This is a genomic window from Dehalogenimonas sp. W (genome assembly GCF_037094495.1).
Taxonomy (GTDB): Bacteria; Chloroflexota; Dehalococcoidia; order Dehalococcoidales; family Dehalococcoidaceae; genus Dehalogenimonas; species Dehalogenimonas loeffleri.
The window spans coordinates 1,284,564-1,298,903 of record NZ_CP146612.1; the positions used below are offsets into that span (position 1 = coordinate 1,284,564).

Here is a 14,340-nt window from a genome sequence, read left to right on the forward strand (position 1 = left end):
TGACAAAGGCTATTAGATAATATATGCTGATTCCCAGTTGTTCAGTTCGCGTCATTAGTACCGCGCCCAAAGCCCAAGTATGGATGACCGCAACTCTCACAACGAGTATTAAGAGAGGAGGTCATCAAATGGCGTTCGAGGACAAACAAATCCAGTGTTCCGATTGCGGAACTACCTTCACTTTCAGCGCTGCGGACCAGGAATTCTTCCAGTCCAAGGGTTACACTAATGAACCCAAGCGGTGTGCTGCTTGCCGTTCGGCCCGTAAGGCTGAGCGTGGTGGTGGTGGCGGTGGTTTCGGCGGCGGCAGGCCGACCCAGATGTTCCCCGCCGTATGCGCTGCATGCGGTCAGGACACTCAGGTTCCCTTCCAGCCCCGCGGCGACAAGCCGGTTTATTGCAGCGACTGTTTCCGCAAAGTCGGCTCCAGTCGGTAATCTACCAACATGAAACTAAGAAAGGGCGGCCCTCAGGGCCGCCCTTTCCGTTTGTCAATACAAATTCAATCAGAGCTGACTGTTACTTTTTGGCCGGCGGCGCCAGCCGGTCCTGCAAAACACCTGATGATTCCATAAGCGCGGCCCGGATCTGTTTGGCCAGGTCCAGGGCTTCGTCGGCCACGGCGCTGACTTTGGCAATGTGCTCCGCGGCGACTCTGGCCGCTTCACCGGCGGCCTTTTCTCCGGCTTGCTGGGCAGCCAGGGCGGCCTCACGGGCGGTTTTAGCGGCTGCATCGGCTAACCGGATGCTGTCGTCAATCTCATCAAGGATTTGCGGCAGCGGTTTGGACATAATCCTGCTGGTAATGGGTTGGTCAGCCATAAATATTCCTCCACAACGCTTTTTTCAACTTACTTGCCATATATATTATAGTCCTCTTTGCAGGAGATAGTAACCCTTTGCTTTCGTATCCAACTGGACATAAAAAATAATACTATCAGTCCAACCTGATCGGGACAATCCGGTTACCCAGGTCTTCAGTGCTGTGGTGAGTAATTCTGACATAGTTATCGGTATAGCCCGTCCAGGTGCCGCCGCCACATTCCTCAAAAAGCACTTCAAAAACCTGTCCGGTCAGACTTTGCCGGAAGGCCGTTTCACAGGACGAGGCCGTCTCCAGAAGTCGTTGTACCCGGTGTTGGGTGATTCGGGGCTCAACCTGGTGCGGCATCCCGACGGCGGCGGTCCCGGGCCGGGGTGAAAAGGGGAATATATGCAGTCGGGCAAAGCCGATGTCCTGAATGAATGCCAGACTTTCGTTAAACTCGCCGTCAGTTTCACCGGGAAAACCGGCAATGATGTCGGTGGTAATGGCGGCGGCCGGAGCGACAGTCCGGATTAAAGTCACCGCCTGCCGGTAAGCCCCGGTATCATACCGCCGGCGCATGCGCCGCAATACCGTGTCGGAACCGCTCTGTAAAGACAGGTGAAAATGGCGGCACAGTCTGGGGTTGCGCCATAATTCAATCAGCGCCGGGGTGATTTCCCGCGGTTGCACGGAAGAAACTCTGATGCGCTCTATAGTGGTCTGTTCAATTATCCGGCGGAGCAAGCCGGTTAGGTCAAATTCACCGTCCCGGTATTCACCGATTTCGGTACCGGTCACTACGATTTCGCGGTAACCTTCGGTCTGCCGCGTCTTGATTTCTTCAATCACTGCTTCCGCGGGCACACTACTTTTGACCGGTCTGACCGTTGGGACGATGCAATAGGCGCAGTGATGGTCGCAACCTGCCTGAATTTTTATCAACGATCGGGTACGGGGCAGTTCTGGAACGTAAAGTGCCTTGTCCGGCTGAAATCCCAGCCGTCTGATTTCCGCCGCGATATCCGCCTTGCCGGTCATACTGACTACCGCCGCCACCCCGGGCAGGGCGGTGATGGCCTGAACCTGGCGCTCGGCATAACAGCCGGTAACCACCACGGCAATGTCGCGGCCGGTCTTCCGGGCTGACCGAACCGCCTGGCGCGCCTTGCGGTCGGCCACATGAGTGACGGTGCAGGTATTCAGAATCAGGACATCAGCCCCGGTCAAACGGTCCACCACACGGTAACCCGCTGCCGCTAATTGGCGCCGCATGGCTTCGGTTTCCGCCTGGTTAAGTTTACAGCCGAAAGTATCAATATGAACGCGGGTCATACGGCACATTATACCAGAAACCAGGCAACAAAATTGTTATTTAGTCTTTGACCGGGTCCCGGAGCTTCGGTATAATGGCAATATAATCACATTATATTGCCGTATATGGAGGATCAAACCATGGCCAAGATAGACAGCCGGGAAGTAGAACGGGAGAAACTTGCCATATTGCGGGTGCTGGGCAGTGCTTCCGGTGCCATCGGCAGCCAGGTGATTGCCCGCCGGCTGCGGGACGAGTACGGCATAGAGCTCTCCGAACGGGCGGTGCGTTATCACCTGGGCTTGCTGGATACTCAGGGCTGGACGGATAAAGTGTCCCGGCGCAGCGGCCGGGTTATCACAAACGCCGGTCTGGAAGAACTGGGAAATGCCCGGGTCACCGACAAAGTCGGCTTTGTGTCGGACAAGATTGAACTGCTGGCCTACCAGAGCACCTTTGACGTCAATCGTCAGGAGGGGTTGATACCGGTTAATATTTCATTTTTCCCCGCCGCCCAGATTAAAGAAGCGCTGAAAGCCATGGCGCCGGTTTTCCGTGCCGGCATCTGTGTTTCGGACAAGGTGGCGATAGCGGAATCGGGCGGCAATCTCGGCGGCGTCACCGTACCGGACGGCTATACCGGTTTAGCCACTGTCTGCAGTATTATCATCAATGCCACGCTGCTGAAGGCAGGTGTTCCCATGGACTCACGTTTCGGCGGCACCCTGCAGTATCGCCAGAACCGCCCGTGGCGTTTTTCAGACCTGATCCATTACTCCGGTTCCTCGCTTGATCCTTCAGAAATATTCATTGCCGGCCGCATGACCGGCGTATCTGAAACAGCCCGACGCGGCTCCGGTAAAATCCTGGCAAATTTCCGGGAGGTCCCGGCGATGAGCCTGCCGCTGGTACGGGAATTGATTGCCAAATTGGAAAAAGCGGGTGTCCGCGGACTGGTAGACATCGGTGAAAGCGGCAAACCGGTGTGTGAAGTGCCGGTGGGTTTGAATAAAGCGGGATTGGTGCTTTGCGGCGGTTTAAATCCGGTGGCGGCGGCGGCTGAAGCCGGCATCACCACCCGTAACCGGGCGATGAGCGGGTTGATGGACTATCGGAGCCTGATGCGCTTCAGTGAAATAGCCTGAAATAATGACCGGGGCATGGAAATGCCCCGGTCGCAATGTCGCCTGAAAAATAGCTGTTTTATAGCTGGGCTTTAATTTCCGCCAGCTTCCGCAGGTGGGCTTTTTCTTCGGAGATAACCGTGGCAATGGCCTCAGCGGCGTCGCCGGACATGATCTCCCGTAATTGTTCATAGAAGAGGATAGCGTCCTTTTCCGCCTCAATTCCGACCTCTACCGCCTGTTTGTCGGTGTCAGCCTGGGTCACCAGTTCCGAGGCCGCCAGGTCATCGTTGAACACCGATGATTCCACCAGGGCCTGGAAATAAGCCCCGTATTCCTCGGAGTCATAGCCCTCGCCGGCGGTCGCCGGCGCTTCGTTCAATAATTTCTGAAAAGTCTGGATGTGGCCGTGTTCCATGGCTGCCAGGGCCAGGAATGCCTGTTTCATGCCTTCTGAGCCACAGGACCGCGCCAGCGTGTCGTAAAAGGCCGCCCCGCGGCGCTCAACGGCAATGGCAATGTTAAACAGTTCCGCCGGACTAAAGGAAATGGTCATGGTCTGCCTCCTGAATCAGTTTATTTTTTCGGGAAAATCTATTTCAAACGGGCTTCGCAGGCCGCCCAGTCAATATTATTGAAAAAGGCACCGATATAGTCGGCTCTTTTCAGGCCGTAACCTAGCATAAAGGCATGTTCCCATACATCCATCACCAGCACCGGCTGACAACCGGCCAGGTGCCCGGATTCGTGAAGGTTGATCCAGGAGTTGAACAGCCGGCCGGTTTCAGTATCCTGATACAGTACCACCCAGCCGACCCCGCGGAGCGCGCCCGTGGCGCGGAAGTCGGCTTCCCAGGCGGCAAAACTACCCCATTGTTTGGCTGTTTCAGCTACCAGACGGCCGTTCGGGGCCGGAGTGCCGCTACCGCCCAGATTGCCGAAATAATATTCATGCAGCCGCATACCATTCCATTCAAAACCGAAACGGCGCTGCAATTCGGCATATTCCGGCGTCGCGGCCTTACCGGCCTTACTGAGTCCGTCAATCAAGTCAATGAGATTATTGGTGTTCTTGACATAACCCTGATACAGGGTGAAATGGTTGTTCAACAACCCCTCGGAAAAACCTGCCATCCCTGATAGACGGCTGAAGTCCTTTGCGGTATAGCTCATCATCGTCCTCCTTATTCAGTGCTTCCATTATATAGCACCGGGAAATGGGCGCAAACAGTCTGCCGGGCTCAGTCCGGTTTGGGGATGCCGGCCGCTTCCATTACCAGTTCGGTCAGCCGCGGCAGGGCGGCGGCTACCTCCGGAGTGAACTCCAGCGACGGTTCCAGACTGCCCGGTTCCACGCCGAAGAAGGTAAAATCCTCCGGCAGTTCCCCGGTCAGGCCGAGAAAAAAGACCGCTTCCACCACCCCCATGTCATGGGCCGACCGCATACCCGCCGCCGCATCCTGCAGTTCCCTGACTCCGAACTTATACAGTGTACCGGGCGGCCCGTCGCCGCAGACAGCGTCAACAATAATGACTTTCCGGCGGCCGCGGATCAGGTCTACGATGACTAGCTGGGATGTACCGCCGTCCAGCACCTCAACGCCCTTTGGCAGGGGGTACTTCATGATTCGCTCGGCCACGCGGACGCCGGCGCCTTCATCAGACAGCAGAATATTGCCTACTCCCAGCACCAATACCGGTTCCGGCGGTGTTTCGCTCAGGTAATCAACGGTCTCGGTCATCGCACCTCACCAGTTTAGTATCGGGATAAATTGCGTTTGGTTTCTTCAAATTGTGCCGCTGAATTATAACATATCTGCCTGAAGCCGCCGCTGCCGGCTATTAACGCCCTGACTGACTTATGCTACAATTATGGAGTTCCGTCCGGGTAGTCATCCCCCGGACAGATAATCAGCTGACAGGAGATATGATGGACAAGACACAGGTCAAGACAGTCAGTGAACCCAGTTCACGGACCCTTTCGGTTAATGAAGATCAGCCTATTGAAAAGGCTATCCGTCAGTTTGTGAAACAACCGGACGTGCATACCCTGTTCATCGTTGACGACAAGGGCAAACTGAAAGGGCTGGTGAAACTGCACTATATCCTCAACTGGGTCAAGTTGAAGCTGAATATGGATGTTGCCAACCGTTCCAATATGCGGGTGGCCGGCGCCTTTCAGGCTTTTGAAATTATGAAGCTTTGTCAGTCGCAGACCATCGGCGATATCATCTCCGAAACCCCGTCGGTGAAGGAAACCGACACCCTGGATCAGGCGCTCCACATCATGGTGCATGAGCAGCTGGTTGAATTGCCGGTGGTGGATGGCGCCGGCAAACTGATCGGTGAAGTAAAACTGACCCACTTGCTGGCCCGGATGCTGGAAGATAGTCCTGACTCCGAACCAATCTGTAAAATTTAGCCGGGCTGAACTACCCGAGGCTTGGTGTTTAACGCCTGACAACAACCGCCAATGTCGGCCGCGACCATCAGTCAGTCAATCGCCTCTAACTTACGGCCCGCTTCAAAAGCCGCCACGTTGGTCTGCCGGAACCGGGCGGGCAACGCCGCCTCAATGATGCTCTGGAGCTTTGCGGGCTCAATGCCCAAAAACCTGACAGCATAGCCCAGTAGAATCGTGTTCACCATTTTGGCATTGCCCAGCGCCTCCGCCGTGGCGGTGCCGGGCACCAGATGCACTGAAGGCGTAATCCGCTGAAAAGCTGCCTGCACCGCCGCATCACCGGGGTACGCGGCAGTACCCAGCGTCACCGAAAGCGGCGGCAGCATCAGGTTATTAATAATCGCGATGCCTTCCGGTTTCAGGAAATGCGCCCAGCGCACGGCTTCCAGTTTTTCAAAAGCCAGCAGCAGATCAACCTCCCCCGCCGGTATCAGCGGTGAGGCTACCTGCTCCGCGTAACGCAGGTGACTGACCACGCTGCCCCCGCGCTGGGCCATCCCCAGGGTATCGGTCTTTTTAACCTCAAATCCGGCGCTCAGGGCGGCTTCAGCCAGAATATTGGAAGCCAGCACCACCCCCTGACCGCCGACCCCGACAATAAGAATATTCATGCCGTTCATGACGCTGTCTCCGCTTCTACAATGGCGCCCCGCGGGCAAACCTGCTGGCAAATGGTGCAGTATTCACCGACACAGACACTGCGGTCAATAAAAATATGGCCGTCTTCATCGCGCTGGATGGCGGAACAGCCCACCAGCAGGCAGGCGCCGCAATCGTCGCATTTTTCATTTACCAGCCGGGGCTTGCCCCGCTTCCGGGTCAGGGTGGGGCAGTCGCCCCGGACAATGACCACAGCCAGTTGCCCGGCGGCCAGTCCCTGTTTCACGGCGTTACGCACGGCTTTGAGGTCAAAGGCGTCAACCACGGTGACGTCCGCCACCCCGGCGCCCCGGACCAGATTCTCAATGACGACATTATTCCGCCGTTCGCCGGCCGGCGACACGCCGGAGCCGGGATGTCCCTGGTGCCCGGTCATAGCGGTGGTGGCATTATCCAGAATCAGCACGCAGATGTTGGCTTGATTGTAAACGGCATTCAGCAGGCTGTTGATGCCGGAATGCATGAAAGTGGAATCGCCGATAACCGCCAGCGGTTTTTCCGGCAATCCCGCCCGGGCCATCCCCGCGGCCTGAGAGATACCGGCCCCCATACAGCCGCAGGTGTCCATCGCCGACAGCGGCGCGTAGGCCCCCAGCGTGTAACAACCTATGTCGCCGCAGATAGTCAGCCTGGGCGGACGCGCCTGCCGCCCCGGCAGTACCGAACGGTGTCCCAGGCTGCTCAGTGTAAAATAGATGCCGGCATGGGGACAGCCGGGGCATAATAAAGGCGGACGTTTGGCGAGCTCCGTATCTCCCGCTGCCGCCGGATTTCCCGGTCGGGTCAGGCCGGCTCCGGCGGCAGCCGCCCGGATGATGTCGGGCGAATACTCACCGGTTCGGGGGAAAGCGGCCTTGCCGATGACACTAAGCCCCATGGCCTTGAGCTGGAGTTCCAGAAAACCGTCATTTTCCTCAATAACCATAATCCGGCTGACCCCGGCGGTAAATTCTTTTATCTTGCGTTCCGGCAGGGGATAGGAGAGGCCGAGTTTCAGAAAGGACGCTTCAGGGAACACCTCCCGGGCATAATGAAAGGAAATACCGCTGGTGATAATCCCCAGCTCCGCCGAACCGTTTATGATGTGATTACATTCGGCAGTTTCACCCCATGCCGCCAGTTTTTCCAACCGCTCCGTCAGTTTCGGCCAGCGGCCGCGGGCGGCACCGGGCAGCATCACCAGCTTGGCCGGTTCATGCACAAATTGCGGCGTCAGGGTTATGGCGGCGGGCTCGACGGGCTGAACCACGCTTTTGGAATGACACACCCGGGTGGTCGGCCGCAACAGCACCGGCGTATCAAATTCTTCACTCAGTTCAAAGGCCAGCCGGGTGAAGGTGTAGGCTTCCTGAGAGTCAGCCGGCTCCAGGCAAGGCACCCGGCCCAGCCGGGCATAATTACGGCTGTCCTGCTCATTCTGGGAACTGTGAATACCCGGGTCGTCGGCGGATATGATAACCAGCCCGCCGCGGACACCGGTGGTAGCCGCGGCCATGAAGGCGTCGGCAGCCACGTTCAGGCCTACGTGTTTCATGGAAGCCATGGCCCGGACGCCGGTATAACTGGCGCCCAGCGCAACCTCTACAGCCACGGCCTCATTGGATGACCATTCGGTATAAATTTCGGGGAAACGGGCGGCCGCTTCCAGTATTTCAGTAGACGGCGTGCCGGGATAGGCCGCGGCCACCCTGACGCCGGCGTGCGCCGCACCCAGGGCGATTGCTTCATTGCCGGAAAGTAGTTGTCGTTCCAAATTTGCCTCGCAACAGTGGATATTCAAGGATAGATTAAGGTCTTTGTCCTGTCAAACTTTCGGGATTAGACCCACGATGAATATGCCGTAAATGATATGAAATCCTAAAAAAGCTTAACTCTCCTATTGACTATTATGGTAAAATTAATTATAGGAGCGGCTTGAGTAAAGCCTGAACCGTGATTTGGATTTAAGCTGTATCGTTCTGGCCGGGGGACGCGGGTTGCGCCTCGGCCGTAATAAAGCGCTTGAGCAGATTGACCGCCAGACCCTGATACAACGTTCTGTCTCAAGGCTTCTTTTTTTGGACACTGAAATTATTGTCGTTACCGGGCCGCATAACACCGACCTGGGGCTGGAGAATTTCAGTAATGTCCGTATGGTGATTGATGCTTTTCCAGGCCGCGGCCCGCTGGTTGGTATTTATACCGGATTACTGAATTCGCGCTCCGATAAAAACCTGGTGACCGCCTGTGATATGCCGTTTGTGAATCCGGATTTGCTGCGCTATATGGCAGAACGCGCCGCCGGCTGTGACGCGGTGGTGCCGCGGGTGGGGCAGGAAGTGGAACCCCTGCACGCCATTTACGGCAAGAATTGCCTGCCCCAGGTCAAGTACCTGCTGGATGAAGGCACGTACAGCGTCACTGAGTTGTTCCGGCGGGTACGGGTCAGGTATGTTGAAGCTGAGGAGATTAACCGGTTTGACCCGGAGCACCGCTCGTTTTTTAACATCAACAACGAAGATGATTTAAGTCTGGCCCGGGAGGCGGTTAACCGGGAAAAACTGTCGCCCACGGGCACCGCGTAATTGATAAACTGATTTATTATATATTTTTGGAAGGGAACCACATTGATTCACAACGCCGCCCAATTTGATTTTAAGGCCCCGGAGTCCATCTCCCGGGCGCGACGGGTTTTAATTAAGCCTTCAGCCCATCTCAGCGCCGGTTATCCGGTCAGCACCAGCCGGGAGCTGCTGGCCAAGATTATCAAAGGTATCCGCTGGATCAGCGATGCCGATATTGTGCTGCTGGAGGGTACCCCCAACGGTTCCCCCATGCAGTCGGTTTATCAGTCGCTGACCTATGATTTCCCCCGGGTGCTGATGCTGGACGTCAAGGATTCCACCTGGGTTGAGGTGGATAACCCGCTGACCAAACCGTTTATCATTCCCACTTTCTGGGTGCCGAACATTATCTTGTCATCTGATTACCTGATCAGTGTAGCCCCGCTCAAGGTGGTCAAAGGGCAGGGACAGATGACTATCGCTAATTTGATGTCGCTGCTGCCGGTGGTCAAGTACGGCGGCGTGCGGGACGGCTGGAAGACACTGCACGCCCTGGGGCTGGATAAGGTCCTGGCTGACCTGTATTTTACCCTGCCGTTTGATATGGGCATCGTAGAAGCCCGTCAGAAATTAATCAGCGACGGTGATCCAATGCATGGTACGGTGGAAGATGTCGGCAAGATATTCATCGGCAAGCCGTTTGATGTGGACCTTGAAGTCACCGAATCCCTCGGTATCAAGGCCGATTATATTGAAAACATTAAGCTGGGTCGTGAGGAAGTAGAATTCTAGCGGCGTCGCTGTTTTGCGAAATTAAATAAAAACTGCCGGTTGTGCCGGCAGTTTTTATTTTCCTAACAATGTTTAGCGTACTTCAAAAACCGGGAACCCCCCGGTCGGCGGAAGCTCTGCAATTTCCACCGCTTTAACCCGGGCCAGCAGCGGGCCTTTTTTCAGGGCGCTGATAAACTGCCGCACCTGGATTTCAGGGCCTTCGGCAATGGCTTCTACGGAACCGTCGGGCAGGTTGGTCACATAGCCGGTGAGGCCGCGGCGCTCAGCCTCTCTGATGGTGAAATCACGAAAGCCGACGCCCTGCACCCGTCCGGTCACCGTAATGCGCGCCGCAAAAACCATAGAGCCCTCAAGGGTTATACGCCCTTGAGTTTTTTACCTTTCTTAATCACCTCCACCGGCGGCGGCGGGGGGATGAATTCGCTGGTTACGCCGCTTTGCTTTGTGTCTTTCTTGACCTTTTTCTGTTCGCGGCCGCTCTTGTCTCGCTGTCCCATAATGTTTTACCTCTATTCCAATATAATCTAATGTTAACAAAGCCTAATCGGAGTGTAAAGTATTGTCCAACCGCTTTAGCGCCTGCCCGGCAGCGGCTGATTCCGCCTCCTTCTTACTCAGGCCCTGACCGCTGCCCAGCACCTGCCCGTTCATACTCACTTCCGCGGTAAAGGTGCGGCGGTGGGCCGCCCCGGTGCTTCGGGTTATCCGGTATTCCGGCGTAGTGTGATACTCCCCCTGAACCAGCTCCTGCAAGCGGCTTTTGGAATCGTCCACCGTGCTCAGGCTGATCAACTGCTTGAAGGCCTCCGCAAACAGGCGGTCAATGAAACTGCCGGCGGCGGCATGTCCCTGATCCAGATATACCGCGGCAATCAGCGCCTCCAGCGCCCGGGCCAGATTAGCCGGCTTCCGGCGCCCGCCGCTGCTGATTTCGCCCCGGCCCATGAATAAATCTTCCCCCAGGCCGATGTCCCCGGCCAAACCGGCCAGCGTATCCCGGCGTACCAGCAGGGAACGGTAACGGGTGAGCGTTCCCTCCGTCTCCCCGGGGAAATCCCGGTACAGCCTCTCGGCGATCCACAGTCCCAGCACGGCATCACCCAGAAACTCCAGCCGTTCGTTGGGGACCAGTTTATTGCCCGGGGTTTCGTTGACATAAGAACTGTGAATCAGCGCCAGTTCCAGGAGCGCCGGGTCATTGAACCGGACGCCCAGACGGTCTTGCAGTTTTGCGTATTTATCCATTACAGTTAGCATAATTTCTGGCGCTCAGGGTGTCAATATTAGCCGGTACTAGTGCTAAGGCATTAAATCCTTGACTAAGCGCTTCTGAAGGTTTATTATATTGAAAAACAATCTCAGGAGGCGGGAATTGAAAGGTTTACTTGACAATCTGGTTGCCTTGGCCGTCATTGCCGGCACGGCTTTTGTTACCTTCGGTATTGCGTATGTCCTTTTCTGGGGCTTCATGAACCATAACCCCGTCTAGAGTTTCCGGCCCTTAACTTAAAAACCTGATCCGATCCAGCTTTCGCGGTTGCGATGGCTGGGTCGGTTTCGTTATAATGTCCTTCGCGTTGGGGATTCGTCTAGTGGTAGGACAGCAGACTCTGAATCTGCATACCCAGGTTCGAACCCTGGATCCCCAGCCAATTTCAATCTGGCGCATTCGTCTAGCGGCCTAGGACGCTGCCCTCTCAAGGCAGAAATCACGGGTTCGAATCCCGTATGCGCTACCAGTACATCTGCCTGCCACAACCCTGGTATCATGGTTTTAGGCTGGTGATGCTTTTAAAGACATTAAACCACGCACCGTTGGCCGCTAAACCCCAAAAAGAGACAATTCGTCGGGACATGTTGTTGGTATAAGTGGGGGGACGACAACGTTCGGTATGCGTGCCACTGAACTGGGGACCTTACTTATCGCGATATCAAACAAATTAGAAAAACGTTAGGTATCGGTTGAAGGCAAAGTTGACCGGCAGAGAACCCTTTCCCCTTATTCGGGCTACCAGGTGGATTGCATGCGAAATATTAATCGGCATAAATTTAATTAAAAACTTAAATTAAGGGCTGGGGTAAGACCCAGCCCTTAATTTATCGTATTCTGATAACGATGAATTCGTTAAGCGACTAGCTGTCAATCACCAAGCCAAGAGCGACTATTTGAGTCCATATATTTTTCGCTCTTGGGGGTAAAGTTAAAACTATTTCGCATACCACGCGCGCGGAGACCATTCTCTAGCCCAGACTTCTTCGGCATCCCATTGGCCTCCATAGCCCATGAAATCATCCATATTTCTGAAAAATCCATTAAAGAGACTGGTTTTTGAGGCTGTGATCTTAATCAGTTCATGAACATTTGCTACATCATATTTGCTGAAAGGGCATTCCCTGAAACAAATTCCGCAGAGAGTATTTGTCTCTAACCAGAATCCCATACAGTTTTTGGAATTTTCGAACCAGGCCTTGTGACCTTTATTGTTCCATTCACCCTTGGTTTCCCAATAAGGTTCTTTTTCGAAGCTAAGGGCACCACTTGGACATGCATCAGCGCATTTCATGCAAGAGGTGCAGAATTCTTTCAGTCCGATATCAATTGGTTTATCCGGTGCCATTGGGAAATCAGTTAACAATGTGGTCATATAGAAACTCGGACCGAACTGTGGTGAAACCAAACGGTTTGTCCTGGTTAATTCAGCCATACCACCGGCGATACTTAAAGGAACGTCAAGAGCCGGGGTATTTGGAATAGCGCTGTATCCAATGTATCTTAAGAATTCAGAGAGACGTGGTTTAACCGCCGTATACAAAACATCAATGGAATCCCTGCCGGAGGCATCTCCCAAAGGGCTTACTCGGACTTTGGTTATCGGCGTTGCCCAACGGATTGCAAGGGAAACAGCATAACGGAATTTTTTAGGGATAATAGTCAATCCAGGTTCTTCGGAATATTCTTCAACATCTCTGAATTCGATTTTAGCCTTGCCGGTATGAGCATAAAAAAATCTTTCATCAAGTTCAGTTACTGTTACAAGGTCAACACCATAAAACCTGGCAGCATTCTTTAATGTTCGGGTGTTTTCTTCCGGAGTTCCACTCCATTTGCCGACACCCAATTCTTCTGGTTGGACCATTACCATATTCATCGAATTACCTTTAATCCATGTGGGCGTATTCAAAACATCATTGACGACCTGACTCGCGGTGCGACCTCCAAATTTAAGAGCCAAATCTCGTCGGCTGTACCCGTTGACCGCGTTCTTACAGTTTTCTATGGTATTTGCTTTTGCATCATCTCGAAGCTGTCCAAATTCTGCCGGAGTATAACCATAGATGGTGGGGACTCTTTGATCATATCGACTATACTCTTCATTGAACTCAAACATCTTGGGGTTTTCTATTTCTTCTACCCACCATTTTCTTTCGGTGTCTTTGTATCCTGGCATAGAAATCAATTCATCAATGTCATGGAAACCAGGTGCTACCAATCCGGCAGCACCCAAGCCGGCTCCGGTAAGTCCGAGGCCTTTCATAAAATCTCTTCTACTTACAGTACTGTGAAATTTAGACATTAAATAACCTCCTTTATTCTCGGTAAGGTCTTTCCCTCTGCCACTCGGTCTCTCCCGGGAGTCATTGTTCATCGGAACTCCTTTTTCGCATTTCACTCACAAGGATATTCTTGTCTTTGATAACTTCATTGCTGATTTGTCGTTGAAGCACAAACCGAACACCCTGAAGGGGTACTGTAGCATGGAAAGAAAAGTTAAACATCGTACCAAAGAACTAATAAGTCTAAGCATTTAGTATAATAAGATAATATACGCAAGTATATATACTAAGGTATATGAAAGTATGAATCACATCAATATAGCTACATGGAAGCCTAGTCGAAATAGTAACTTTCAAAATCAGGCTTCCAATCGCTTTTCAGGACGGAATAATATAAACAGCATTTTTCAAGAGGGGAGACATAAACAAGCCTAAGCAGTATGCTGTGCCTAATCGCGGCGCGGAGCATAATCTAAGGCAGATAAGAAATGGTCATGATAGCCGCCATCGTTTCTGGGCCATCATTTCTATACTGGTGAGCGCAATTTGCCTGGAAGCTCATGAAGTTTTCCGCGGCAACCTTAATCGGTTCACTACCGACCGTGATCTCTAATGCGCCGCGCAAGACAAAAACATGCTCCTCGGCGTTGCCCTGATGGGGCTCGGCATCCAGCGTTATCCCCGCGTCTATTTCCAAATAATAGGTTTCAAAAGCCCTCTCAGGATCAAACACTATCATGGGGAAGATTCGGTATCCCGGGACATCCCCGGTGATGGGCCCGGCCTGTTTGAAGGATTTTACCGTGATTTCCTGATTCCTGTCTCTGAGCAGGGCGGTGAACGGCAACCGCAGCCCGTTGGCAATTTTCCAGATGGTCGCGACGGTCGGGTTGGACTGACCGATCTCTATTTGCCGCAGCATACTCTTGCTCACGCCTGTCATCTCAGAGAGGATTTCCAGGCTGAGATTGCGGGATTCACGGATATTCTGCAGGTTGGCTGCCAGTGAGTTATGCCGTTGTTCCATAAAACAATCCCCTTGACGTTATAACGCACGGAGAGTACACTATAACAATCAT

The 14,340-nt window shown here is 53.7% G+C and carries 17 protein-coding genes and 2 tRNA genes; 7 read left to right on the forward strand and 12 right to left on the reverse strand.

The window, feature by feature from the left end:
* Positions 1-128 precede the first annotated feature (128 nt).
* A complete protein-coding gene (locus V8247_RS06665) occupies positions 129-437 on the forward strand; it encodes a CxxC-x17-CxxC domain-containing protein (protein ID WP_338737066.1) in 309 nt (102 codons plus the stop codon).
* 82 nt (positions 438-519) lie between these two features.
* On the opposite strand, the gene V8247_RS06670 is transcribed toward V8247_RS06665, so the two are convergent.
* Complete coding sequence (locus V8247_RS06670; protein WP_338737067.1) at positions 520-822, reverse strand: hypothetical protein; 303 nt, start codon at positions 820-822, stop codon at positions 520-522.
* Between the two features lie 115 nt (positions 823-937).
* Positions 938-2,140: a tRNA (N(6)-L-threonylcarbamoyladenosine(37)-C(2))-methylthiotransferase MtaB gene (gene mtaB / locus V8247_RS06675; RefSeq protein WP_338737068.1), complete on the reverse strand. Its 1,203-nt coding sequence runs from the start codon at positions 2,138-2,140 to the stop codon at positions 938-940.
* 120 nt (positions 2,141-2,260) lie between these two features.
* On the opposite strand from mtaB, the gene V8247_RS06680 reads away from it, so the two are divergent.
* Positions 2,261-3,265: an NrpR regulatory domain-containing protein gene (locus V8247_RS06680; RefSeq protein WP_338737069.1), complete on the forward strand. Its 1,005-nt coding sequence runs from the start codon at positions 2,261-2,263 to the stop codon at positions 3,263-3,265.
* 58 nt (positions 3,266-3,323) lie between these two features.
* Here V8247_RS06680 and V8247_RS06685 read toward each other — a convergent pair whose 3' ends face one another.
* The 3 genes from V8247_RS06685 to V8247_RS06695 all read right to left on the reverse strand — a co-directional run bounded on the left by V8247_RS06685 (position 3,324) and on the right by V8247_RS06695 (position 4,986).
* Positions 3,324-3,800 (reverse strand): ferritin family protein, encoded by a 477-nt coding sequence (locus tag V8247_RS06685; RefSeq protein WP_338737070.1) that lies wholly within the window; start codon positions 3,798-3,800, stop codon positions 3,324-3,326.
* A gap of 38 nt (positions 3,801-3,838) precedes the next feature.
* Entirely contained in the window at positions 3,839-4,417 is a 579-nt protein-coding gene (locus tag V8247_RS06690) for a Fe-Mn family superoxide dismutase (protein WP_338737072.1), read from the reverse strand.
* Positions 4,418-4,485: 68 nt separating this feature from the next.
* A complete protein-coding gene (locus tag V8247_RS06695) occupies positions 4,486-4,986 on the reverse strand; it encodes a hydrogenase maturation protease (protein ID WP_338737073.1) in 501 nt (166 codons plus the stop codon).
* Positions 4,987-5,174: 188 nt separating this feature from the next.
* On the opposite strand from V8247_RS06695, the gene V8247_RS06700 reads away from it, so the two are divergent.
* Positions 5,175-5,666: a CBS domain-containing protein gene (locus V8247_RS06700; RefSeq protein WP_338737074.1), complete on the forward strand. Its 492-nt coding sequence runs from the start codon at positions 5,175-5,177 to the stop codon at positions 5,664-5,666.
* Between the two features lie 71 nt (positions 5,667-5,737).
* On the opposite strand, the gene V8247_RS06705 is transcribed toward V8247_RS06700, so the two are convergent.
* Together V8247_RS06705 and V8247_RS06710 are read right to left on the reverse strand one after the other, a co-directional pair.
* Positions 5,738-6,328, reverse strand: a complete 591-nt coding sequence (locus V8247_RS06705; RefSeq protein ID WP_338737075.1) for an indolepyruvate oxidoreductase subunit beta — start codon at positions 6,326-6,328, stop codon at positions 5,738-5,740.
* Positions 6,325-8,121: a thiamine pyrophosphate-dependent enzyme gene (locus V8247_RS06710; RefSeq protein ID WP_338737076.1), complete on the reverse strand. Its 1,797-nt coding sequence runs from the start codon at positions 8,119-8,121 to the stop codon at positions 6,325-6,327. The genes V8247_RS06705 and V8247_RS06710 overlap by 4 nt, the downstream gene beginning before the upstream one ends.
* Before the next feature lie 184 nt (positions 8,122-8,305).
* Here V8247_RS06710 and V8247_RS06715 point away from each other — a divergent pair, with 184 nt between their 5' ends.
* Positions 8,306-8,932, forward strand: a complete 627-nt coding sequence (locus V8247_RS06715) for a molybdenum cofactor guanylyltransferase (protein WP_338737077.1) — start codon at positions 8,306-8,308, stop codon at positions 8,930-8,932.
* A 42-nt stretch (positions 8,933-8,974) separates the two neighbouring features.
* Positions 8,975-9,703, forward strand: a complete 729-nt coding sequence (locus V8247_RS06720; RefSeq protein ID WP_338737078.1) for a DUF362 domain-containing protein — start codon at positions 8,975-8,977, stop codon at positions 9,701-9,703.
* 72 nt (positions 9,704-9,775) lie between these two features.
* Here V8247_RS06720 and V8247_RS06725 read toward each other — a convergent pair whose 3' ends face one another.
* The 3 genes from V8247_RS06725 to rnc are packed head-to-tail and all read right to left on the reverse strand — an operon-like array spanning position 9,776 to position 10,951.
* Complete coding sequence (locus V8247_RS06725) at positions 9,776-10,048, reverse strand: acylphosphatase (protein ID WP_338737079.1); 273 nt, start codon at positions 10,046-10,048, stop codon at positions 9,776-9,778.
* A gap of 14 nt (positions 10,049-10,062) precedes the next feature.
* Positions 10,063-10,203: a hypothetical protein gene (locus V8247_RS06730; protein WP_338737080.1), complete on the reverse strand. Its 141-nt coding sequence runs from the start codon at positions 10,201-10,203 to the stop codon at positions 10,063-10,065.
* A gap of 43 nt (positions 10,204-10,246) precedes the next feature.
* Positions 10,247-10,951 carry a ribonuclease III gene (gene rnc / locus V8247_RS06735; protein WP_338737081.1) on the reverse strand — a complete coding sequence of 235 codons (705 nt, stop codon included), beginning with the start codon at positions 10,949-10,951 and terminating at the stop codon, positions 10,247-10,249.
* A 333-nt stretch (positions 10,952-11,284) separates the two neighbouring features.
* On the opposite strand from rnc, the gene V8247_RS06740 reads away from it, so the two are divergent.
* Positions 11,285-11,358: transfer RNA gene (locus V8247_RS06740), tRNA-Gln, on the forward strand.
* A gap of 10 nt (positions 11,359-11,368) precedes the next feature.
* A tRNA-Glu gene (locus V8247_RS06745) sits at positions 11,369-11,445 on the forward strand.
* A 468-nt stretch (positions 11,446-11,913) separates the two neighbouring features.
* On the opposite strand, the gene V8247_RS06750 is transcribed toward V8247_RS06745, so the two are convergent.
* Entirely contained in the window at positions 11,914-13,281 is a 1,368-nt protein-coding gene (locus V8247_RS06750) for a reductive dehalogenase (RefSeq protein WP_338737082.1), read from the reverse strand.
* A gap of 452 nt (positions 13,282-13,733) precedes the next feature.
* Positions 13,734-14,288 (reverse strand): XRE family transcriptional regulator, encoded by a 555-nt coding sequence (locus V8247_RS06755; RefSeq protein WP_338737083.1) that lies wholly within the window; start codon positions 14,286-14,288, stop codon positions 13,734-13,736.
* Between the last annotated feature and the right edge of the window lie 52 nt (positions 14,289-14,340).